The sequence below is a fragment of the Kribbella sp. NBC_00382 genome, from assembly GCF_036067295.1.
GTDB lineage: Bacteria > Actinomycetota > Actinomycetes > Propionibacteriales > Kribbellaceae > Kribbella.
Window position 1 is genome coordinate 3,689,869 of sequence record NZ_CP107954.1, and the last position, 19,311, is coordinate 3,709,179.

Here is a 19,311-nt window from a genome sequence, read left to right on the forward strand (position 1 = left end):
TTCGGGGTGGGGTCTTCGACGCTGGGGTGAGGCGGGCGATCGGACCGCTCTGGCGAGAGGGTAGTGAGATGTCGTTTCAGGCGTACCTGGACAAGATCGAGGAGAAGACCGGGCTGACTCCGCGGCAGTTGGTGGAGCTGGCGCGGGAGCGGGGGTTCGAGGGGCCGTCGACCAAGGCGGGGGCGGTGTGCGACTGGCTGAAGGAGGACTACGAGCTGGGGCGCGGGCACGCGATGGCGCTGGTGTACGTGATCAAGAACGGCGCCACGATCGGCGACAAGCATGTCGGCACGACCGGCGTGCACCGCGACGAATCGAACACCCTGTGGCTGGACGGCAAGGCGACCAAGCCGGCCCTGTGACACGCTCGCCAGGCACTCTTTTGGTCAGCATGACAGGCTGCTCTCCATGATCACGTGTGTCGTGGAGTACGTCGTCGACCCGGCGAAGCTCGAGGCGTTCGAGGAGTTCGCCCAGCGATGGATCGCGCTGGTGAACGAGCACGGCGGCACGCATCACGGGTACTTCCTGCCGTCCGAGGGAGCCAGCGACAAGGCTCTGGCGCTCTTCAGCTTCCCGAGCCTGGCCGACTACGAGCAGTACCGGACCCTGTTCGGCGTACATCCCGACTTCATCGCGGCCGACCAGATCCGCGACGAAAGCGGATGCGTACTCCGGTACGACCGCAGCTTCATGCGCCCGGTCCTCGGCTGACGACCATGCGGACCTTCGTCTGGCGGTTGAGCTGGATCAGCTCGGTGGTGGTGGCGGTGTTCTCCGTCCTGATGCCGATCGTCGCGGAGCGCTCCGGCGCCGCGTACTGCGGCGCCGGAGTCTGCGACCCGAACGGCTACGCCACGATCTTCTACATCGGCGTCGGCGTCGTACTGACCGGCCTGAGCATCTCGGCGTACGCCTTCAGCAGGGCCCGCCGAGACGCCGGTCCGGCGCTCGGCCTGCTGACCTCCATCCTGCTGCTGGGCTTCATCGCCGGTGGCCGCGACGACATCCCCGGCTGGTTGACGGGACTTACCTGGGTGGTCGGCGGCTGGTTCCTGGCGGTCAGCGTCACCGGTCTCGCCCTGCTCCGCGGAGACCGGCCGCCGCACGGGTAGTGGCGCGGCGGTACGGTACGACGGTGGATCAGGAGGCGCGGGAGAAGCTCTCTCCCCGGGACAAGTGGATCACCATCTTCGGGCGTAAGCCGGTGCTCGAGGCGCTGAACGATCCCGCGTTGTCGGTGGCGAAGGTCGTGGTCGCGGACAACGCCGGCGGCGGATCGCTGGACGAGATCCTGCGCGCCGCCTCCCGAACCGGTACGCCGGTGGAGCGCGCGACAGCGTCCCGGGTGAAGTGGCTGGCCGGCAACGGCAAGCACGACCAGGGTGTCGTTGCGGATGTCGACGCACCCCGGATGACTCCGCTGGCCGACTTCGTCCGGGCGCGTGGCAAGCGGCCGACGAAGGTGTTCCTGCTGGACGGCGTCACCAACCCCGGCAACGTCGGGATGATCCTGCGCACCGCCACCGGCGCGGGCTTCGACGGCGTGATCCTGCCGCGAGCCGGTACGCCGCACGTCGGCCCGCTGGTCATCAAGGCGTCGGCCGGAATCGCCTTCCAGGCCCCGATCGTCAACGTCGCGACCGCAAAAGCCGCAGTCAACCTGCTGACCGAAGCCGGCTACCGTGTGTACGGCCTCTCGGCCCGCTCGAAGCAATCCCTCTTCAAAGCAGAACTGGCCGACCGCGCCGTCTTCGTCCTAGGCGGCGAAACCAACGGCATCACAGTCGCCACCGACGAAGACCTCCAGATCCCGCTGCACGCAGGGGTCGAGTCTTTGAACGTCGCCGTAGCCGCCGCCGTCGTAGCCTTCGAGGTCACCAACCGCGACTGAGCGCCCTGGCCGCCTCGGCGACCTCGGCGAGGCGGTGGGCTCTAGCCGACTCAGCTGGCGTGAACGGTTCGCCCGGCCGGGCGAAGACATAGAGCCCGCTCCACGGCGACGGGATTTTGAGGATCGTGCCGTCGGCCGGTAGCGGCTTGCCTTGGAATGCTTTCGGCTCGGTGATCAGCTGAGCGCCGAGCAACTCGGCGACCGCGTGCGGCAACTCCGCCGGATCCGCCACAACCTGCGCCGACAAGCTCAACGCCGTCGTCTGCCCATCAACCAACGCAAGCGTCGTAGTCGGCCAGACGTGCACCTCCCGCCCACCCGCCGTCGTGACGACCTGCAGAAGCTCATCCGGCCCGACTCCGTCTGGCGTGGAAACAACCAACTCATCCCGTACGCCGTCAAGCACCGGATGAACATGCAGCCCAAGGATGTTGGCCTCCAACTCAGCCAGCCCATAGGTGAGCTGTTCCAGCGACCCAGCCCGGTCATCCAACGTCACCCTGATCCGCCAGAGCGACCCCGCCTGCTCCAACCCAGCCTTCGTACGCCGCCGGAGCCCGTGCCCCGGAGCATGCAACCACGTCCGCAACAACCGCATAGTCGACGGCTCGATCACCCAGATAGCCAACGCCGTCGTGGTCACCGCCAGCAAACTCACCGCGACGAGATACGGCGGATGAATCGCCACGATCCCCGCATGCAACGCCAGCTCCACCGGAAAGATCGCCGCCAACTTAGCCAACGTCAACCGCAACCGAGCCGGATGCGGCATCCGCCCACACACCTCACAAGCAGTACCGGCCACGACCCGACTCCGAAGCGCCGCCACCCCATCCGACCGCCGAACTCGATCCATACCCCAACCCTGCCCCCACCACCCTCCTCCCACGTTGCCCCGCTGTTGCCACCCCGTAAATCCGCCCCACCCGACAGGAGGTACGCCCACTCCCGCCCCCCCGGCTCACGCACCGGCGGCCAACCAGCATTTAGCCCAGTACCTCCTGTCGACCGGGACCACTCTCCCCGCCTTCGGGCGGCTTGCCGACGATGCCGACGCCGATCACAACGACTCCGGCGAAGCCCCCGACGGAAACAAACTTGCACGGGGCGGCAAGTAGTTTCCGGACAAGTCGAGTCGGGCGGCAGGCAACCTGAGTAGATCCGCCAGCGCCCGCCACCACGGCGCGAGAATGCGACTCCGGCGAGCCCAGCGAGTAGGGCGGCCCGCATGAGTCGCAGACGCGTGGGGATTTGGCGATGGGTCCGCGGAAGCGCACGGCGTGGGGTTCTTCTGGCGGGCGGTCAGCGTCTAACCTGCGTCTCGTGGAAGCTGTTCGAGATGCAGCCATACGTCGAGCCTGACCCGGTCGTGGGCTGGGATGCCTTCGCAGACCCGAACTGAGGCAACACTTTGCTGATCCATGTTCCGTGGACGCGGGTCAAGGACATCCTCGAAGGCCTTGCCGCCCTCATCGTGATCCTTGGCGTTCCACCGCTCGCTTGGAGGTCGATCACGCGCGGGTGGAGGAACTCCATCGGAAGCGCACGCGCCCAGTCGCAACTGCTTGATCGGTTGGCGTGCGGTGAGTCGATCGACCGGGTCAACTCCTGGCTCGGGCTCCCGGTCCACAGCACGACGGATCGCCTTCATACCTACGAGTTGCCGGGTGCGTGGGTCCACATTGCCGCGGGCCACGGCGTTGTCACGGCCTTCGCCATCACGATTCGATCGCCGCGGATGGCCTACGCCACCAGCCGACGGACGGCGGGCCGTCTGAACGTCAAGCTGGGACAGTCGACATTCGGGGCGCTAGCGAGGCAACTTCCGGTGCAGGAGGAGAAGTATGAGGAGGGCGCTCGTCGGTTCGGGTACTCGCAGATGTACTACTTCGGCAGCCCCGGTCACTACCAGCACTACGTTCTCGCCCACAACCAGGCAGGCTGCGGAGACCTTGGCGGAGGGCTGCACCTCGCTGGGGCCGATGATCCCGGCAAGCTATCCGGACTGGCGACAACAACGGTCAATACGCTGATGGTCTACGCTCCGCACCTCGCCCCACCCAAGGAGCTGTCAGGGTTCGCTGGAGTAGACGTCGACCTCATTCGGGTACGGATGCCGCTCGACGAGTTGCCTGCTGACTGAGGCCGTCACAGGCGGGTGTCGGGAAAGCTCCGACCGCGCGCAAACGCCTGTCGCAGGCCATCGAGCCAGTGGGGGAGGCTAACCCCGCCTACGCCGCAGGCCGGCTGATGCCAGGTGGGTCGGGCGCTCGTGGTCGCACCGCGCGACGTAGGAGCGCAAACCACCGGGTGGGTGGGAGCAGCAGAACGTGGTCGCGACGCAGGAGCGGCCGTCGGAGGCTGCGTGGGGATCTTCCGGCGGTGGGGGAGGTTTCTGGGGAGTTAGGGGTTGCGGGAGGGCGGGAGTCGGGTTTACGGTCCCGGTTAACGTTTAAGTGAGCGTTAGTGACTGGTTTGCGCAGAGACAGATCATAAACGGGCAGACGTGAGGCGGCGACATGGAGAGCAACTTCGGGCGGCGGCGGTTTCTTGGGCTGGGGAGTGCGGCGGTCGGCGTCGTGGTGCTCGGGCCGACGCTTGCCGGGTGTGGTGACGGTGGATCGACCGGTGGCGGCGCGAAGGCGTCCGGTGACGTGAAGCTGCCGACGTACAAGGCGTTCGACGGGCTCCGGCCGGACCTGCCGGGAGCGGAGACGGGGCTCGAGCCGGGGTTCCTGCAGTTCCCCGAGAACGCGATCGCCAGCGTCCAGAGTCCGCCGCTCAAGTCGGCGGTGACCGCGTTGACCGAGACGTTCGCGACGCCGCCGCCTCCGATGGGGAGCAACCCCATGTGGCAGGCGCTCAACCGCGCGCTCGGTGGCGACCTCAAGCTGACCATCGGCACCGACCCGGGCTACCCGGAGAAGTTCGCCACCCTGCTGGCCGGCGACTCGCTGCCTGACCTGATGTGGCTGCCGCCGAACCAGGGCATCCCCAACATCGGCCCGATGCTCGAGGCCAAGTTCCAGGACCTCACGAAGTACCTCGCAGGCGACGCCGTACTGGAGTATCCGAACCTCGCCGCCCTCAAGCCCGCCTCCTGGCGGACCGCGGTGGTCAACGGCAAGATCTGGGGCGCACCGATCCCGTCCACCCCGTTCGGCCAGGTGATGATGGGCAACCCGAAGACCTGGGCCAAGGTCGGCGGCCTGCAGTGCAAGACCGCCGACGAGTTCTTCGCCAAGTGCAAGGAACTCACCAGCGGCACCAATTACGCGCTCGAGCCGGCGATCGTCAACATGCTGCACATGTTCGGCGAGTGGTTCGGTGCCCCGAACAGCTGGCGGGTCAACAAGGACCGTTCGCTCACGTACCTCTACGAGACCGACAACTACAAGGCCGCGGTCGAGTACGCCGCGAAGCTCTGGGCAGCCAAGGTCTTCTACCCCGACCTCAACCTCGCCGACGCGACGCCGAAGACCGTCAACGGCCAGATCGCCGCGCAGGTCACCGTCGGGCCGCGCGCCACCGCCGACTTCCGCGCGGCGGACCCGAGCTTGTTCGTCGACACGATGATCCCGTTCGGCCATGACGGCAAGGCCAAGCCGGTCTACGACATGGGCTACGGCACGGTCGGCTTCACCCCGTTCAAGAAGACCGACGAGGGCCGCATCCGCGAACTCCTTGCCCTGGTCAACTATCTCTCGGCGCCGTTCGGTACCAAGGAATACCTGCAGAAGAACTTCGGTACCGCGGGCCAGCAGTACACCCTCGACGCCAAGAAGAACCCGGTCCTCAACAACGCCGGCAACCAGCAGGCGCCCGGCCTGGTCAGCGCGCTGCAGATCATGACCGCGCCCGAGTCTGTCATCTTCAACCCGGCGTTCCCCGAGGACACCACGAAGGTCCACGCCACCGAGCAGGAGCTGCTCAAGTACGCGATGCGCAACCCGACGGCAGGCACCTACTCCGACACCAGCAGCAAGGTCGGTACCAAGCTGACGGCGGCGTTCCGCGACACCATCGTCGACATCGTCACCGGCCGGCAGAAGATGGACGCGTACGACGAGGCGCTGAAGCGCTGGAAGAGCGGCGGCGGCGACAAGATGCGTGGTGAGTTCGAAGCCGTGCTGCCCGCCGGCGTACCGGTGACAGAGTCTTGAGCCGGTCCAAACAGCAGCGGCGCAAGCAGCAGGAACTGCCGTTCGGCGTCCGGCTGCGGCGCGACTGGCAGATGCTCGTGCTGATGGTGCCGGGAGTGCTGTTCCTGCTGGTGTTCTTCTACGTGCCGGTGCTCGGCAATGTGGTCGCCTTCCAGGACTTCCAGCCGTACCTCGGCATCATGCACAGCGAGTGGAACGGCGTACAGAACTTCATCAATCTGTACGACAACCCCGACTTCTGGGATGCGCTGCGCAACACGCTCATCCTGGCCGCCGTGCAGCTGGTGCTGTTCTTTCCGGTGCCGTTGGCAATGGCTTTGATCGTGGATTCCCTGGTCAGCAACAGGATCCGGCGCGCGTTCCAGACGATCGCGTACCTCCCGCACTTCCTGTCCTGGGTCCTGGTCATCACGCTGTTCCAGCAATCGCTCGGTGGCGCCGGGTTCGTCAACAACCTGCTCCGGCAGGCCGGGTTCGACCCGATCCCGTTCATGACGAACCCGGACACCTTCCCGCTGCTCGTCGTCGGCCAGCTGATCTGGAAGGACGCCGGCTGGGCGATGATCATCTTCCTCGCGGCACTCTCGGCCGTCGATGTTTCCCTGTACGAGGCTGCCGCGGCGGATGGAGCGGGACGCTGGCGGCGGCTCTGGCACATCACCCTGCCGTCGATGCGTACCGTCATCGTCCTGCTGCTGATCCTGCGCATCGGCGACATCCTCAGCGTCGGGTTCGAGCAGTTCATCCTGCAACGTGACTCGGTCGGGCCGGGCGCTGCCGAAGTACTGGACACCTTCACGTACTACGCCGGCGTGGTCGGCGGTGACTGGAGCAGCGGGGCCGCGGCCGGGCTGGCCAAGGGAGTGATCGGCGCGCTGCTGCTGTGGGGCGCGAACACGATCGCCCATCGACTCGGCGAACCAGGCATCTTCCAGAAGCGAGGCGACTCATGAGCCGGCCGATCTGGAAGGAGCGCTCGAACCCGGCGTACCAGACCATCAAAACCCTGGTACTCGGTGGATTCGCACTCGCGATCATCATCCCGATCATGGTGGTGATCTCGACCTCGCTAGCCAGCGACCAGGACATCATCGAGGCCGGCGGCTATGTGCTGTGGCCGTCGCATCCGACCTTCAAGGCGTACGACACCTTGTTCAGCGGTGGGTTGATGGCGCGGGCGATCGGGGTCAGCGTGTTCGTCACGGTGATCGGTACGGTGATCGCGTTGTTCACCACGATCGCGCTCGCCTACGCGACTTCACGGCCGGTACTGTTCGGCCGCCCGGTGTTGCTGCTGGTGCTGTTCACGCTGCTGTTCGCGCCGGGCATCATCCCGATGTTCCTGATCGTCAAGCAGCTCGGGCTGATCGACAGCCTCTGGTCGCTGATCCTGCCCGGCGCGCTCGGGGCGTTCAACTTCGTCGTGATGCGGACGTTCTTCATGAACGTGCCGGCCGAGATCCTTGAGAGCGCGCGGATCGACGGCGCGAGCGACTTCACCATCCTGCGCCGGATCGTGATGCCGTTGTCGAAGGCGGTGATCGCGGTGGTCGGGCTGTTCTACGCGGTCGGTTTCTGGAACGCCTTCTTCAACGCGCTGCTCTACATCAACGACACCTCCAAATGGCCGGTCCAGGTGATCCTGCGGACGTACGTGCTGCAGGGCAAGTCGCTGTCGGCCGACCAGCTCGGGGTGACGCCGTTGCCGCAGCCGCAGTCCTTGCAGATGGCGGTGGTCGTGGTCGCGCTGGTGCCGATCGCGATGGTCTACCCGTTCCTGCAGCGGCACTTCAACAAGGGCGTCATCACCGGAGCGGTCAAAGGCTGAGAGAATCGCTCCTATGACCACGGGGATGACCGACAAACCGACGCTGCGGACAGTTGCCGCCGCGGCGGGAGTCTCGATCGCCACGGTGTCCTACGTGCTGTCCGGGCACCCGCGCAGCCAGACGATCTCGGAGAACACCGCGGATCGGGTACGTGAGGCAGCCGCGCGGTTGGGCTACCGCCGCAACGACGCAGCCCGGGCGATCCGGACGGGCAAGTCGGATCTGGTGCTGCTCTCGTTGAGCGTGCTCGCCGATCCGTGGGCGCAGGCGGTCGCGGCGGATGTCAGCAACGCGGTGCAGCCGCTGGGCAAGACCGCGCTGATCGTCGCCGACGGTGACTGGCGGACGGTACTTGCGAACCGGACGCCGGACGTCATCTTCATTGATCACGTCCGGGATGACCCATCACTGGTGGCGGATCTCGAGGCGTTCGCCGCGCAGGGCGTGCAGATGGTCGTCTTCAGCGAGGTGCTCGAACCGCGGGGTTTCGACGTCATCCGGTCCGGCGCCGAGCCGCGTTGCCACCTGGCCGTCGAGCACCTGCTGGAGCGGCACACGCGGATCGGCGCGCTGACCTCGAAGCTGGCCGGCTGGCCGCGGTACGACGCCTATCTGCGTACGATGGCGGCGGCCGGAGTACCGGTGCTGGACGAGTTGGTGGCGACGTACGAGCCGCATCCCGAGGGGGCCTATCGCGCGGCGATGACGGTGCTCAACCGGCCCGACCGGCCGACGGCGCTTTACTGTACGACGGACTTCGCCGCGATCGCCGCGATCCGGGCGGCTCATCGGTTGCGCATCGACGTACCGGGGGATCTGGCCGTGATCGGGGTCGGGAACACGCCTGAGGGCGAGCATCTCGATCCGTCGCTGTCGACGGTCGGACCCGTCGGGTTCAACGCCGCGCTGTGCCGGATCATGGTCGCCCGCCTCACCGACCGCGAGGGCGCGGACGGCAAGGTGTACGACTTCCCGTGGCAGTTGATCGCGCGCGAGTCGACTGCCTAGAAGAGCCGGGTCTCCTTGACGAGAGCCAGCTCTTCGAGGTCGAGCAGGAACTGCTTGCGCTTGAGGCCGCCGGCGTACCCGGTGAGTTTGCCGTCCTTCCCGACGACGCGGTGGCACGGGACGATGATGGAGAGCGGGTTGCTGCCTACGGCCTTGCCGACCAGTTGGGCTAGTTGCTTGTCGCCGAGTTGCTCCGCGAGTTCCCCGTACGTCGTGGTCGCGCCGCGCGGGATGTCGTCGAGCAGGGCCCAGACCTTCTGCTGGAACGCGTCGCCGCCTCGGAGCTCTGTCTTGAGGTCGAAATCGTCGCGCTCGCCGGCGAGGTACTGGGTCAGCTGGCGGGTCGCTTCCGTTAGTACCGGGTCTGTCGCTGCGTCGACCTCGTCGCCGAGGGTGCCGCGCTCGGGCTTCACCCAGTGGTGCGGGAAGTAGACCCCGGTGACAGGGTCGTCCGAGGCTACGAGCGTCAGGTCGCCGAGCTGGGTGCTGACGATTGCGTGCCGGTTGTTCATTTCTCCTCCAATGGTTCCGTTGATGGAACGGTGGGAGGCGTTGTTGTGTGAGGGGACTGCTGCCAGGGCCAGCGGCCGCTGATCTCGACCTCGAGGGCGAAGCTGAGCACGGTACGGATCACCACGATCAGGCCGAGCACGAGCACGCTCTGGACCGAGGCCTCGACGATGATCGTCCGGACGATGTCGCCGATGATCAGGATCTCGAGGCCGAGCAGGATCACCCGGCCGATGTTGACCCGGAGGCGTTCGTAGCTGCCGGTGCGGGTGCGGTCGGAGGCGGCCGCGTAGGCGTAGCGCACCAGGACGGACACCAGGCCGACGGTCATGATCACCACGCCGACGCCCTCGATCACCCGGGCCACATCGGCGAACAGCTCCTCGAAGCTCATGGCTCAGGACTACCAGAAACTACTTGCTGAGCCTGTGAGGATGGCTGGATGAGTTTGTTTGCATCCTGGTTGCCGGGGGACGGGTGGGAGCCGGTCACGGGTGGGGAGTCGGGCGCGGAGGTGTACCGACGAGGCGAAGTCTTCGCCAAGTGCTGCGGGGTTTCCGGGGTGGGCGAGTTGGCCGCCGAGCGAGGCCGGGTGGAATGGCTCGCCCGTACTTCGGTACCTGGAGCGCGCGTCCTCGATTGGATTGAGTGGGCTGGCGGTGCTGCGCTGCTGACCTCTGCGGTGCCGGGGGTTGCGGCGGTCGACCTGCCGTGGTCGGACAAGCTGGTGGCGAGCTTCGCACGTGGGTTGCGGGCGTTGCATGAGTTGCCGGTGGAGGAGTGTCCGTTCGAGCGGCCGTTGGCTCAGGTGGTCGAGCAGGCGGCGGACGTCGTACGCCGGAGTGCGGTGACCGTGGACTTCCTCCGCGAGGACTGGCGGGCGACACCGCCGGACGAGTTGCTGGCACGGGTGCGCGCCGAGCAGGACGAGTTCGCCGCGAAGGCTGCCGGGGATCTCGTCGTCTGTCACGGGGACGCCTGCCTACCCAACTTCCTCTTCGACCCGGACACTCTGGAACTGGCTGGCGTGATCGACGTCGGCCGCCTCGGAGCCGCCGATCGCTACACCGACTTGGCGCTGGTCCCAGCTCAGCTCGATGACGTGTGGTCGGTGGACGCGCGCGCCTTCTTCACGGCATACGGCCACCCCGACCCCGACGCCAAACGACTGGACTTCTATCTCCTGTTGGACCCGCTCACTTGGGGCTGAGCCCGACCTCAGCCGGGAACCACTGCGATCGATCCTTCGGATCAGCGACCCGGATCCCCTTCGCGATCGCGAGCACCATGGCGGACTGGTCGACCCCTGTCGAGCTCGATGCAGTCACCACGAGATCGAAGGGCCCGTACGGGATCAGCAACTGTCCGTCGGCGCGCACCCGGCCGGCGTGGCCGTTGACCTGGACCGGCCGCTCGCCGGTGAAGACATGTCTCTGCGGCGGCCAGTTGAGCGAGACCAGGATCGACTCCGTCGGGCCCTTGGTGATCCCGAAGGAGATGAAGTCGGCAGTGGCCTCGATCGACTGGACCCGGGCACCGGACGGCAGATACCCGAAGTCGATCGGCGCCCGGAGCTGTTGCCGCCCGAAGTCGAGGCTGTCGGCGAAGCTCTGGACCCGCTGTTCGGCCGTGTCGAGATCAACGAGATCCGGCGAACAGTTGGCCAGCGCCCAACGGCCGGCCTGGTGGCTCCACGCGATCATGAGGTGCGTCTTCGGGTCGGGGGTGGACGTGGGCTTGGGTGTGGTCCCGGGCGCGACCAGGACCGGCATCCGGGGTTGTGTCTCGGGGACCTGGATCAGGTCGGCCGGATGGCCGTCGACCGTCGTCTTCTTCCGGAGTTTGCCGAGCTTGGCCAGGTTGTAGCTGCCGGCCTGGTCGGTCACCGAGCAGGCCGAATCGTCCGACCCGGAGTACGCCCGAGTGGTGTCGGTCGGGTAGACGCTCATCTGCTGCTGAGTCCAATTGAGTGGTGCGGTTGTCTTCGTCGCCGGTGGCGGTGCGGTGTTGCGGTGTAGTGCAGCCGGTACGAGGACCGCGGCGGCGGCTGTTGCCGCGACGGTGGCGAGGACGACGTAGCGGCGGACTCGGCGTACCGGCGTACGGGCTGGTTCTGGCTCTAGCTGGGCGGCTTGGTCGGCGAAGAATTCTAGGGCTTCGCGGAGGGAATCCTCAGTACGCATGGTCGGCCACCTCCGCGGTGAGCTGGATCTTGAGAGTGGCCAGCGCGCGGGATGAGTAGCCGCGCACGGTGCCTTCGGTACAGCCGAGGGTTTCGGCGATCTGGGCGTCGCTCTGGCCCACCAGGTAACGCAGTACGACGACTGCGCGCTGCCGTTTGGGCAGGGCGCACAGTTCGGTCAGCAGCTCCATCCGTTCGGCGATCAGCCCGGCCGGATCGGGGACCGAGCCGACCACCTCGATCAGACCGCTCGGCTCGATCCGGGCCCATTTGCGGCGCCAGGAGAGGAACTCGTTGACGACCATCTTGCGGATGTAGCTGTCCGGGTGGTCCAGGGCGCTGATCGAGTCCCACTTGCGGTGAACCCGGACCAGCACCTCCTGGACGACGTCCTCGGCCAGGTGCCGCCCGCCGCAGAGCACGGTCGCGAAAGCGAGCAGCCGCCCGCGTCCGTCCCGCACCCATTGATCGAAGGTCATACCTCTGAAACGCCTCCCGGACCGGATTCGTTGTGCGGCATCATTGCCGGTTGTCATCTAAGCGTTTGTTTGCGGGGGTGAGGGTGGCCTATGTTCTGCTGGATGAGTTTCACGCTGCGTGGTGCTGTGCTGGTGGCTTGTGGGCTGCTGATGGTGGTTGGGTCGTCCAGTTCGGCCTCTACCGGCTCGACGGTTCCGCCGGTTAGTGCTGCCGACAAGGTCTTGTTGCGGGGGGCCGAGGAGCGGCTGATTCACGACTGCATGGCTGGTGCTGGTTTCGCGTACTTCGAGAAGCCGGCGGTCTCGGGAGCTGGGCAGCCTGACTTCCCGTACGTCGTGGACGATGTCGCGTGGGCACGGGCCAACGGTTATGGAGCCGCTCCGGTGGCGCCGCCGGCGGATCCGACTGGGCAGTACTTCGCTCGGCTGTCGAAGGAAAAGCAGGATGCCTGGCGTACGGCGCTGGTCGGCTCGGGCAAGCAGCTCTCGGTGGAGTTGGAGCCGGGTAGGCGGCTGTCCGCGAGTGACAAGGGGTGTATCGCCTCTGCGCGGCGGACGCTCTATGGCGATCTGCCGCGTTGGTACAAGGCTCGGCGGCTGACCGACAATCTTGGGTTCCTGGTGCAGGACAGGGTTCGTCGGGATGGGCGGTACCTCGCGGCGATGGCTGAGTGGGCGGGGTGCGTCAAGGGGCTCGGGTACGACGCCGACGACCCGGGCGAGTTGCGCGAAGTGGTTGCCGAGCGCAATGAAGGGGCGGCGGCTTCCGCAGTACGGGCGGCTGAGGTCGAGGCGACCGTGGCTGAGGCGACGTGTGCTCAGTCGACCTCGCTGGCGCGGACTTTGCGGGAGGTCGAGCCCGGGCATCGGGCCGCGGTGATCGCTGAGCGGCGGAGTGAGCTGGCGGGGCTGAACGGCCTCGAGCAGGCCGCGGTGCCGCGGGCGAAGGTTGTCCTCGGCAACCACTGAATGGATTTGTCTCCTCGATTGATTTGTCCCCTCGAAAGAATGGAATGGAAGATGCGTTCGCTCACCTGGAAGACCGCGGCGTTCGCTGCCGCGACGCTGGTTGCCACCGCGGCACCCGTAGTACCGGCGTCGGCCGCGCTCGGAGACTGCCCGTCGGGCTACTTCTGCGCCTGGGCCGACGACAACGCGCAGGGTCATCGCGCGCAGTGGGCCGGTGACGACAGCAACTGGGGCGATGACGGCATGCACGACAACGACGAGACCGTCTACAACAACGGCACGCCGGGCGGGTACGACCACGTCTGGCTGTACTACGACGTCAACTACGGGCGGTACAACATGTGCGTCGAGCCCGGCGAGTGGTACGACGCTCAGCTTGACGACAACGACCACGACTCGCACCAATGGCAGACCGGCTGCAAGTTCGGCTGAGTAGGCGAGCGGCGCATCCTTTGAGTAGCTTGGGTGCGTGGCTGATGCCTTCGCGGTCGAGATTGTCGGGCTGGTTGTGTCTGCGGTGCATGCGTATGTGGGGCGGCCGCAGGATGGCGCGCAGGTGGATCCGGAGCCGGTGTCGCGGGGTTCGATCGAGGTGCGGGCCGGGCTGGGGATCGTGGGGGATCGGTACTTCAACCAGTCGGCACATCGTCGGGCGGCGGTGACAGTGTTTGACGCTGGGGCGCTGGATGAGTTGGCGGCTGAGCTGGGATTGGATCAGGTGCCGGATCCGGCGTTGACCAGGCGGAATATCCTTATTCGTGGGTATCCGATCGACCAGTTGGCGGTACGGCGTACCGGGTCTGGGGAGCGGGTGCCGGGGCGGGCGTTCAGTTTGGACAGCGGGCTGGGAGCGGTGGAGTTTCAGGCGCATCGGCCGGCCAATCCGTGTGCGTGGATGGATCAGATGGTCGCGCCGGGCGCGTTCAAGGGGTTGCGCGGGCATGGCGGGGTGCGGTGTGAGCCGTTGGGATCGGGGACGCTGCGGTTGGGGCCGGCGACGCTGTCCGTCGACTAGCTCTTGACCGTCGGGAGTGCCCGGCGGAGGCTGGCTGCGGAGGTGGTGGCGATGGCCAAGGTCCTGATGATCACCGGAGACGCGGCGGAGACGCTGGAGGTTTTCTACCCGTACCAACGGTTGCAGGAGGAGGGGTACGAGGTCCATCTGGCGGCGCCGGCCGCGAAGAAGTTGCAGTTCGTGGTGCACGACTTCGTGGACGGGTTCGACACCTATACCGAGAAGCTGGGGCATACCTGGCAGGCCGATGTGGCGTTCGCGGACGTGAATCCATCGGACTATGTTGCGTTGGTGATTCCCGGTGGGCGGGCGCCGGAGTACATCCGCAACGACGAGGACTGCCTGCGGATCGTGCAGCACTTCTACGGTGAGGGGAAGCCGGTTGCACAGTTGTGTCATGGGCCGCTCGTCGCTGCGGCGGCCGGAGTGCTGAAGGGACGTAAGACGTCGGCGTATCCCGCGTGCGCGCCGGACGTACGGGCGGGTGGTGGTGAGTGGGTCGATGGTGACTCGGTCGTCGACGGCAATGTGGTGAGCGGGCGGGCTTGGCCGGATCATCCGGCGTGGATGCGCGCGTTCATGGCGCTGCTGAAGGAGAAGGCGCCGGCTTAGGTTTTCGGCCGGCTTTCGGTAGTACGGGTTACGGTCCGACGATGGTCGGACGATGGGCGGTTGCGGTGTTGCTCGCGGCCGCCCTGGTTGGCTGCGCCGACACAGCACCCGGTACTACGGAATCGCAGCCCAACCCGACATCCCCGCCGGGGAGCTCCAGCCCGACGACGTCGCCTTCAGCCAAGCCGTCGACGCCGGCGACCTCTTCGACACCCGCGACCCCTTCAGTGAAGCCGGCCACGATCGTGACGCTCGCGATCCCGTCGATCGGCGTACAGGCAAGGCGGGTGATCAGCTACCCCGGCACCGCCGACGACAAGCCCGGAACCGTCATCCAGGACCGCGGCCTCTTCGCATCCCCTCGCGGCCCCGCAGGCGGCGTCGGCCCCGGCGAAATCGGCAACTTCATCATCACCGGCCACCGAACCGCCCACGGCAAACCTCTGGCCCGCCTACCGGACCTCAAAACCGGCGCCCACATCCTCGTCACCGCCAACGGCACCGTCTACGACTACGTGGTCACCCGAACGATGACGATCTCCTTCCGCAAACCCGCCGAAAAGGCCCAGCAGAACGCCCCGGTCCCAGGCCGTCCCGGCGTCACCCCCACCCACCCCATGCTCACCCTCTCAACCTGCGCCACCCCCGAAGACCACGCCGCAGGCAACTACTGGCACGACCCCCTCAACAACCCAGAACACCGAATCAACAAAATCGCCACCCTCATCACCACCCACCCAACCACCTGACGAGCCCCACGAACCCGAGGGGGCAGGCCATCAGTGGTGGGCTTGAACACCAAGTGGTTACCTCGGACATGGTGTGGGGTGTTCAAGCCCGCCGGATGGTGTTCAAGGTGACCGGATTGGGCTGGCTGGTTAGCTGCGGCCGAATTTCCACCATTTGGGTTTGTTGTCTTTGATTTCTTCGGGGGTCAGCGGCGGTGGTACCGGCGGGCGGGACTCCTCGGTGAGGAAGTCGCCGGATTCCGTGTCGTACGCCGTGACGCCGAGTTTGGCGGCGATGTTCATCACCAGCGGGATCGAGCGGGGACCGTCGTTGAGGTAGAAGGTGATGTCGCGGACCTCGACGCTCTTGCCGATCGACATCTCGACGTCGTAGTCGTCGCTCTTCAGCACCAGCCACGAGCGGTTGGTCGCGTCGACGCCGGGCGCCAGTTCGCGGACCTGGTCGAGTACCGACTCCGCAGTACCGACCGGCGGTGGTGCGTAGCCGTCCGGAATGTCGTCGAGACGGCGGACGCCGCCCGGTCCTCGCATCGCGTAGATAGCCCAACTCATGCCAACAGCATTGCTCAGTACCGGTCGAACACGAAACCCGGGGCCGTCAGCGGGGTTTGCGCGCGGTGACGAGGGCGAAGCCGAGGTACTCGCCCTGGTCGGCGTGGAGCATCTCCAGGTGGCCATTCGGTATGCCGGTGTGCTCGGTCAGGGCTTCGGCCCAGGCGAGCCAGTCGCGCCAGCCTGACTCCTGCATCCGCGCCGACACGTCCTCGACCAGCTCGGTGATCTCCCACTGGAAGCGCCACCAGTCGGCGGTGTGCCAGGCGAGCGCCTCCCAGCCGACGACCTTCTTGATGTGGGCGGGGATGTGGCCGAGGTTGCGGACCTCCTGCGTCATCCCGGGGGTGGCGATGGCAAGTTGGCCGCCCGGTTTGAGGAAGGTGGTGAGGTACGCGAGGTAGTTGTCGGCGGTACCGAAGTACTCGTAGGCATCGATGCAGACGATCGCGTCGAAGAACTCGCGCGCGAACGGGAGCGTGTGGGCTTCGGCCTTGAGCGCGGTGACCTCGACGCCCTGAGCGGTGAAGTTGGCGGCGGCGTCGGTCGGGTCGATCCAGAGATCGGCGGCCCAGACCTGTACTCCGTACTCCTTCGCGAGGAAGACCGAGGTCGCGCCCTTGCCGGAGCCTAGGTCGAGGACCTTCATCCCCGGTTCGAACTGGAGGTTGAGGCCTTCGAGCAGCCAGAGCGGATTGGGACCCATGTCGCAGTCGAGCAGCCAGGCGGCGTCGTACTTCGAGGAGCGCGGGTACTCGGCGCGGTTCAGGTCGACCATGCGGCCCAGCCAACCGATTCGGCGGTGTCGCCGCAACAGGATTGCGAATTGTCGGTGGCGGCAGGCAGAGTGCTGGAACGCGGAGGAGGTGGCTGGATGCAGGTGTGGGCGATCGATCAGGACGGGCTGCGGCAGGTCGAGCAGTGGCTGGCGGCGGATCCGGTCGGTGGCGCGATCTTCGGCGGGTTCTACGGCCATGCCGTCGACCGCTGGACGCCGTTGCTCCAGGCACCGAGCCGGCACGGCTGGATCACCTTCGACGAGACCGGCCCGATCGGTTTCATCGACCTCGAGGTCCTCGACGACGAAGCCGAGATCACGTACTACGTGAGCCCAGCGCACCGTGGTCGGGGGCTCGGGCACGCAACTGTCGATCAGGTGGTGCAGTTGGCGACGGCGGTGGGCGCCCGTCAGGTCCACGCCTCTGTGGACCCGGACAACGCCGCCAGCATCGCCACCCTCCGCGCTGCCGCATTCACGGACGAAGGCACCAACGAGTTCAACGAAGCCGAATTCACCTTGGACCTCCCCGATCCGGCAGACCCGCCGGGGGCGGTGGGGACTGCTGGCTCGGCGGGGACGTCCGGGGGCGGGGTCGATGACTGACTACGCCGGGGTGCTTGCGTTTCGGGATGGGCGGGTGGTGCTTGTTCGGGAGCGGTACGAGGAGTGGGAGGACGAGCAATGGTCCTTGCCGAGTGGTGCTGTTGAGGCTGGTGAATCGCCGGAGGAGGCGGCCGTCCGGGAGCTGCTCGAGGAGACGGGGTTGCGCGTCCGGGTCGACCAGTTGCGTCTGGTCTCCGAGGTGGTGGTGGAGAGCAGAGGCGGGGCGTCCCGTAGTACGGCGTACAACTACCGGGCTGAGGTGCCGGACGGCGACTTCGCCATCGACGACCCGGACGCCTCGGTGCAGGAAGCTCGCTGGTTCCTGCCCGTTGAGGCGATCCCGCTGGTCAGCGCCGTCCCCTATCCACCGCTCAGCCGTCCGGTCGCAGCCCATCTCGAAGGCGCCGCCCCCACACGCTGGATCTTCACCTACGACGACCCGGCCGTCGCCTTCCTCGAGCGCGTCTACGAGGTCAGCAGCTCGGCGCTCTAGTGCAGGGTGGGGTGGTAGGTGAGTTCTTGGAGGTTGCCGTCCAGGGTGCGGCTTTCGAGGAGGGTGAGGTCGAAGTCGGGGACGCCGTCGAAGATGCGGGTTGCGCCGGTCTTGCCGGTGATGACCGGGATGACGGTGACCTGGATGCGGTCCACCAGGCCGGCGGCGAGTAGGGCGCGGTTCAGGGCGACGCTGCCGTGGGAGCGCAGGGGTACGTCGGATTCCTGCTTGAGGCGGGTGATGATCTCGACGGCGTCGCCGGTGGCGATGGTCGCGTCCGGCCAGTCGACCGGGCCTTCGAGGGTGTTCGACACGACGGTCGCCGGCAGGTTCCTCAGCTGGGTGATCCAGGAGCCGGACTCCTCGAACGCTGCGGGGAACGCCGCCGCCATCTCCATGTTGTCGCGGAAGGTCGTGGCTCCGAACACCAGCCGCTGCTGCTCGGAGTACTGCGCGAAGCGGTGCTCGAGAAACTCGGGCCCTTGCTTGCCCCAGTAACCGCCCCAGTCACCGTTGTGGTTCCCGTAACCGTCGAGAGTGGAGAAGACGTCGAAGGTGTAGATCGCGCTCATGTTGCTCTCCTCGAGCTCAGGTGGCCGACCCCATCCGGGCGGCCTCTCGCAGCTTCTACGATCACCCGGTCACCGATCCGACATCGGGCGCAGAGGTTTTTTTCGAGGTCTAGTAGACCGAGTAGCCGCCGTCGATTAGGAGTACTGAGCCGGTCATGAAGGACGAGGCGGGGGAGGCCAGGTAGACGACTGACGGGGCGATTTCGGTGGGGGTGGCGTAGCGCTGGAGAGGGGCGTCGAGGATCCAGTTCTGCTGGAACTCGGGGCGGTCGACGGGGGCCATGTCGGTTTTCACGTAGCCGGGGGCGATGGCGTTGACGCGGATGTTGTGCGGGGCCCACTCGGCGGCGAGGCTGCGGGTCAGGTGGTGGACGGCGGCTTTGGAGGCGTTGTACGACGCCTGGTGCTGCGGCCGGTTGACGATCTGCGCGGACATGCTGCCCACGTTGACGATCACCCCGCCGCCCGCGGCGATCATGCCGCGCGCTACGGCAGTACTGGTGTTCCACAGCGCCGTGACGTTGAGGTCGAGCACCTGCTGCCACTCGTCGTCGGGGACCTCCAGGGCCGGCCGGTGGATCGCGATGCCGGCGTTGTTGACCAGGATGTCGATCCCGCCGAGCGCCTCGGTCACCTCCGCAACCATGCGCGTCACGTCCGCCCGTACGGTGATGTCGGCCTGTACTGCGAACCCGCGCCGCCCGATCGCCTCGAGCTCCGCCACCACCGCCGCGTTCCGCTCGGCGTCGCGCGCGGCGATCGCCACGTCGGCACCCGCCTCGGCCAGCGCCAGCGCGAAGGCCCGCCCGAGCCCGCGATTGCCGCCGGTCACCAGCGCCCGCTTGCCGTTCAGCGCAAAACTCTCCAGCACGCTCATTCAGTACTCCTACCAGTACGCAG

27 protein-coding genes are annotated in these 19,311 nt (G+C 66.8%); 17 read left to right on the top strand and 10 right to left on the bottom strand.

Going from position 1 to position 19,311, the window contains the following annotated elements:
- The first annotated feature begins 68 nt into the window (after positions 1-68).
- The 4 genes from OHA70_RS18060 to OHA70_RS18075 are packed head-to-tail and all read left to right on the top strand — an operon-like array spanning position 69 to position 1,894.
- Positions 69-362, top strand: coding sequence for a DUF4287 domain-containing protein (locus tag OHA70_RS18060; RefSeq protein ID WP_328334019.1), 294 nt, complete (start codon positions 69-71; stop codon positions 360-362).
- A 46-nt stretch (positions 363-408) separates the two neighbouring features.
- Positions 409-714 (top strand): NIPSNAP family protein, encoded by a 306-nt coding sequence (locus OHA70_RS18065; RefSeq protein ID WP_328334021.1) that lies wholly within the window; start codon positions 409-411, stop codon positions 712-714.
- A gap of 5 nt (positions 715-719) precedes the next feature.
- Positions 720-1,115 carry a hypothetical protein gene (locus tag OHA70_RS18070; protein WP_328334023.1) on the top strand — a complete coding sequence of 132 codons (396 nt, stop codon included), beginning with the start codon at positions 720-722 and terminating at the stop codon, positions 1,113-1,115.
- 23 nt (positions 1,116-1,138) lie between these two features.
- Positions 1,139-1,894, top strand: coding sequence for a TrmH family RNA methyltransferase (locus tag OHA70_RS18075; protein ID WP_328334025.1), 756 nt, complete (start codon positions 1,139-1,141; stop codon positions 1,892-1,894).
- On the opposite strand, the gene OHA70_RS18080 is transcribed toward OHA70_RS18075, so the two are convergent.
- Positions 1,878-2,750 carry an amino acid-binding protein gene (locus OHA70_RS18080; RefSeq protein ID WP_328334027.1) on the bottom strand — a complete coding sequence of 291 codons (873 nt, stop codon included), beginning with the start codon at positions 2,748-2,750 and terminating at the stop codon, positions 1,878-1,880. The two genes, OHA70_RS18075 and OHA70_RS18080, sit on opposite strands and share 17 nt — an antisense overlap.
- 618 nt (positions 2,751-3,368) lie before the next feature.
- On the opposite strand from OHA70_RS18080, the gene OHA70_RS18085 reads away from it, so the two are divergent.
- From OHA70_RS18085 to OHA70_RS18105, 5 genes are all read left to right on the top strand, one after another.
- Positions 3,369-4,037, top strand: a complete 669-nt coding sequence (locus tag OHA70_RS18085; RefSeq protein ID WP_328334028.1) for an ETEC_3214 domain-containing protein — start codon at positions 3,369-3,371, stop codon at positions 4,035-4,037.
- Positions 4,038-4,413: 376 nt separating this feature from the next.
- Positions 4,414-6,057, top strand: a complete 1,644-nt coding sequence (locus tag OHA70_RS18090; RefSeq protein WP_328334030.1) for a sugar ABC transporter substrate-binding protein — start codon at positions 4,414-4,416, stop codon at positions 6,055-6,057.
- Positions 6,054-7,010 carry an ABC transporter permease gene (locus OHA70_RS18095; RefSeq protein ID WP_328334032.1) on the top strand — a complete coding sequence of 319 codons (957 nt, stop codon included), beginning with the start codon at positions 6,054-6,056 and terminating at the stop codon, positions 7,008-7,010. Before OHA70_RS18090 ends, OHA70_RS18095 begins: the two co-directional genes overlap by 4 nt.
- Positions 7,007-7,885: a carbohydrate ABC transporter permease gene (locus OHA70_RS18100; protein WP_328334034.1), complete on the top strand. Its 879-nt coding sequence runs from the start codon at positions 7,007-7,009 to the stop codon at positions 7,883-7,885. Before OHA70_RS18095 ends, OHA70_RS18100 begins: the two co-directional genes overlap by 4 nt.
- A 13-nt stretch (positions 7,886-7,898) precedes the next feature.
- A complete protein-coding gene (locus tag OHA70_RS18105) occupies positions 7,899-8,894 on the top strand; it encodes a LacI family DNA-binding transcriptional regulator (RefSeq protein ID WP_328334036.1) in 996 nt (331 codons plus the stop codon).
- Here the strand turns inward: OHA70_RS18105 and OHA70_RS18110 are convergent.
- Together OHA70_RS18110 and OHA70_RS18115 are read right to left on the bottom strand one after the other, a co-directional pair.
- Complete coding sequence (locus OHA70_RS18110; RefSeq protein WP_328334038.1) at positions 8,891-9,406, bottom strand: methylated-DNA--[protein]-cysteine S-methyltransferase; 516 nt, start codon at positions 9,404-9,406, stop codon at positions 8,891-8,893. The genes OHA70_RS18105 and OHA70_RS18110 overlap by 4 nt on opposite strands.
- A complete protein-coding gene (locus OHA70_RS18115; protein WP_328334040.1) occupies positions 9,403-9,798 on the bottom strand; it encodes a DUF1622 domain-containing protein in 396 nt (131 codons plus the stop codon). Before OHA70_RS18115 ends, OHA70_RS18110 begins: the two co-directional genes overlap by 4 nt.
- Positions 9,799-9,846: 48 nt before the next feature.
- Here OHA70_RS18115 and OHA70_RS18120 point away from each other — a divergent pair, with 48 nt between their 5' ends.
- Positions 9,847-10,614 carry an aminoglycoside 3'-phosphotransferase gene (locus tag OHA70_RS18120; RefSeq protein ID WP_328334041.1) on the top strand — a complete coding sequence of 256 codons (768 nt, stop codon included), beginning with the start codon at positions 9,847-9,849 and terminating at the stop codon, positions 10,612-10,614.
- Here OHA70_RS18120 and OHA70_RS18125 read toward each other — a convergent pair.
- Together OHA70_RS18125 and OHA70_RS18130 are read right to left on the bottom strand one after the other, a co-directional pair.
- Positions 10,601-11,587, bottom strand: a complete 987-nt coding sequence (locus OHA70_RS18125; RefSeq protein ID WP_328334043.1) for a hypothetical protein — start codon at positions 11,585-11,587, stop codon at positions 10,601-10,603. The two genes, OHA70_RS18120 and OHA70_RS18125, sit on opposite strands and share 14 nt — an antisense overlap.
- The gene (locus OHA70_RS18130; RefSeq protein ID WP_328334045.1) at positions 11,577-12,065 is read right to left on the bottom strand and encodes a SigE family RNA polymerase sigma factor; all 489 of its coding nucleotides are present in this window, start codon (positions 12,063-12,065) and stop codon (positions 11,577-11,579) included. Before OHA70_RS18130 ends, OHA70_RS18125 begins: the two co-directional genes overlap by 11 nt.
- 102 nt (positions 12,066-12,167) lie before the next feature.
- Here OHA70_RS18130 and OHA70_RS18135 point away from each other — a divergent pair, with 102 nt between their 5' ends.
- Genes OHA70_RS18135 through OHA70_RS18150 form a run of 4 tightly spaced genes read left to right on the top strand, consistent with a single transcriptional unit; the run spans position 12,168 to position 14,661 of the window.
- A complete protein-coding gene (locus tag OHA70_RS18135; protein WP_328334047.1) occupies positions 12,168-13,034 on the top strand; it encodes a hypothetical protein in 867 nt (288 codons plus the stop codon).
- Positions 13,035-13,085: 51 nt separating this feature from the next.
- Positions 13,086-13,466, top strand: a complete 381-nt coding sequence (locus OHA70_RS18140) for a peptidase inhibitor family I36 protein (protein ID WP_328334049.1) — start codon at positions 13,086-13,088, stop codon at positions 13,464-13,466.
- 37 nt (positions 13,467-13,503) lie between these two features.
- Entirely contained in the window at positions 13,504-14,049 is a 546-nt protein-coding gene (locus tag OHA70_RS18145) for a molybdenum cofactor biosysynthesis protein (RefSeq protein WP_328334051.1), read from the top strand.
- A 51-nt stretch (positions 14,050-14,100) separates the two neighbouring features.
- Positions 14,101-14,661, top strand: a complete 561-nt coding sequence (locus OHA70_RS18150) for a DJ-1/PfpI family protein (RefSeq protein WP_328334053.1) — start codon at positions 14,101-14,103, stop codon at positions 14,659-14,661.
- A gap of 28 nt (positions 14,662-14,689) precedes the next feature.
- On the opposite strand, the gene OHA70_RS18155 is transcribed toward OHA70_RS18150, so the two are convergent.
- A complete protein-coding gene (locus tag OHA70_RS18155; protein ID WP_328334055.1) occupies positions 14,690-14,902 on the bottom strand; it encodes a hypothetical protein in 213 nt (70 codons plus the stop codon).
- Between the two features lie 4 nt (positions 14,903-14,906).
- Between OHA70_RS18155 and OHA70_RS18160 the strand changes: the two genes are divergently transcribed.
- The gene (locus OHA70_RS18160; protein ID WP_328334057.1) at positions 14,907-15,410 is read left to right on the top strand and encodes a class E sortase; all 504 of its coding nucleotides are present in this window, start codon (positions 14,907-14,909) and stop codon (positions 15,408-15,410) included.
- A gap of 129 nt (positions 15,411-15,539) precedes the next feature.
- On the opposite strand, the gene OHA70_RS18165 is transcribed toward OHA70_RS18160, so the two are convergent.
- Positions 15,540-15,962: a hypothetical protein gene (locus OHA70_RS18165; protein WP_328334059.1), complete on the bottom strand. Its 423-nt coding sequence runs from the start codon at positions 15,960-15,962 to the stop codon at positions 15,540-15,542.
- Positions 15,963-16,008: 46 nt separating this feature from the next.
- Positions 16,009-16,740, bottom strand: a complete 732-nt coding sequence (locus tag OHA70_RS18170) for an SAM-dependent methyltransferase (protein WP_328334061.1) — start codon at positions 16,738-16,740, stop codon at positions 16,009-16,011.
- A gap of 96 nt (positions 16,741-16,836) precedes the next feature.
- Here OHA70_RS18170 and OHA70_RS18175 point away from each other — a divergent pair, with 96 nt between their 5' ends.
- Both OHA70_RS18175 and OHA70_RS18180 read left to right on the top strand, forming a co-directional pair.
- Positions 16,837-17,346 carry a GNAT family N-acetyltransferase gene (locus OHA70_RS18175; protein ID WP_328334063.1) on the top strand — a complete coding sequence of 170 codons (510 nt, stop codon included), beginning with the start codon at positions 16,837-16,839 and terminating at the stop codon, positions 17,344-17,346.
- Positions 17,339-17,839, top strand: coding sequence for an NUDIX hydrolase (locus OHA70_RS18180; RefSeq protein WP_328334065.1), 501 nt, complete (start codon positions 17,339-17,341; stop codon positions 17,837-17,839). The genes OHA70_RS18175 and OHA70_RS18180 overlap by 8 nt, the downstream gene beginning before the upstream one ends.
- On the opposite strand, the gene OHA70_RS18185 is transcribed toward OHA70_RS18180, so the two are convergent.
- A complete protein-coding gene (locus OHA70_RS18185; RefSeq protein ID WP_328334067.1) occupies positions 17,836-18,411 on the bottom strand; it encodes a dihydrofolate reductase family protein in 576 nt (191 codons plus the stop codon). The genes OHA70_RS18180 and OHA70_RS18185 overlap by 4 nt on opposite strands.
- A 109-nt stretch (positions 18,412-18,520) precedes the next feature.
- A complete protein-coding gene (locus OHA70_RS18190) occupies positions 18,521-19,288 on the bottom strand; it encodes an SDR family NAD(P)-dependent oxidoreductase (protein WP_328334070.1) in 768 nt (255 codons plus the stop codon).
- Positions 19,289-19,311: the final 23 nt, after the last annotated feature.

What these genes read in the sequence shown, in the direction of transcription:
- OHA70_RS18190 (WP_328334070.1), bottom strand. Translation starts at nt 19,288, where the DNA reads ATGAGCGTGCTGGAGAGTTTTGCGCTGAACGGCAAGCGGGCGCTGGTG.
- OHA70_RS18185 (WP_328334067.1), bottom strand. Translation starts at nt 18,411, where the DNA reads ATGAGCGCGATCTACACCTTCGACGTCTTCTCCACTCTCGACGGTTAC.
- OHA70_RS18175 (WP_328334063.1), top strand. Translation starts at nt 16,837, where the DNA reads ATGCAGGTGTGGGCGATCGATCAGGACGGGCTGCGGCAGGTCGAGCAG.
- OHA70_RS18120 (WP_328334041.1), top strand. Translation starts at nt 9,847, where the DNA reads ATGAGTTTGTTTGCATCCTGGTTGCCGGGGGACGGGTGGGAGCCGGTC.
- OHA70_RS18100 (WP_328334034.1), top strand. Translation starts at nt 7,007, where the DNA reads ATGAGCCGGCCGATCTGGAAGGAGCGCTCGAACCCGGCGTACCAGACC.
- OHA70_RS18065 (WP_328334021.1), top strand. Translation starts at nt 409, where the DNA reads ATGATCACGTGTGTCGTGGAGTACGTCGTCGACCCGGCGAAGCTCGAG.
- OHA70_RS18080 (WP_328334027.1), bottom strand. Translation starts at nt 2,750, where the DNA reads ATGGATCGAGTTCGGCGGTCGGATGGGGTGGCGGCGCTTCGGAGTCGG.
- OHA70_RS18150 (WP_328334053.1), top strand. Translation starts at nt 14,101, where the DNA reads ATGGCCAAGGTCCTGATGATCACCGGAGACGCGGCGGAGACGCTGGAG.
- OHA70_RS18110 (WP_328334038.1), bottom strand. Translation starts at nt 9,406, where the DNA reads ATGAACAACCGGCACGCAATCGTCAGCACCCAGCTCGGCGACCTGACG.
- OHA70_RS18090 (WP_328334030.1), top strand. Translation starts at nt 4,414, where the DNA reads ATGGAGAGCAACTTCGGGCGGCGGCGGTTTCTTGGGCTGGGGAGTGCG.
- OHA70_RS18125 (WP_328334043.1), bottom strand. Translation starts at nt 11,587, where the DNA reads ATGCGTACTGAGGATTCCCTCCGCGAAGCCCTAGAATTCTTCGCCGAC.
- OHA70_RS18165 (WP_328334059.1), bottom strand. Translation starts at nt 15,962, where the DNA reads ATGAGTTGGGCTATCTACGCGATGCGAGGACCGGGCGGCGTCCGCCGT.
- OHA70_RS18170 (WP_328334061.1), bottom strand. Translation starts at nt 16,740, where the DNA reads ATGGTCGACCTGAACCGCGCCGAGTACCCGCGCTCCTCGAAGTACGAC.
- OHA70_RS18180 (WP_328334065.1), top strand. Translation starts at nt 17,339, where the DNA reads ATGACTGACTACGCCGGGGTGCTTGCGTTTCGGGATGGGCGGGTGGTG.
- OHA70_RS18130 (WP_328334045.1), bottom strand. Translation starts at nt 12,065, where the DNA reads ATGACCTTCGATCAATGGGTGCGGGACGGACGCGGGCGGCTGCTCGCT.
- OHA70_RS18135 (WP_328334047.1), top strand. Translation starts at nt 12,168, where the DNA reads ATGAGTTTCACGCTGCGTGGTGCTGTGCTGGTGGCTTGTGGGCTGCTG.
- OHA70_RS18060 (WP_328334019.1), top strand. Translation starts at nt 69, where the DNA reads ATGTCGTTTCAGGCGTACCTGGACAAGATCGAGGAGAAGACCGGGCTG.
- OHA70_RS18105 (WP_328334036.1), top strand. Translation starts at nt 7,899, where the DNA reads ATGACCACGGGGATGACCGACAAACCGACGCTGCGGACAGTTGCCGCC.
- OHA70_RS18115 (WP_328334040.1), bottom strand. Translation starts at nt 9,798, where the DNA reads ATGAGCTTCGAGGAGCTGTTCGCCGATGTGGCCCGGGTGATCGAGGGC.
- OHA70_RS18140 (WP_328334049.1), top strand. Translation starts at nt 13,086, where the DNA reads ATGCGTTCGCTCACCTGGAAGACCGCGGCGTTCGCTGCCGCGACGCTG.
- OHA70_RS18070 (WP_328334023.1), top strand. Translation starts at nt 720, where the DNA reads ATGCGGACCTTCGTCTGGCGGTTGAGCTGGATCAGCTCGGTGGTGGTG.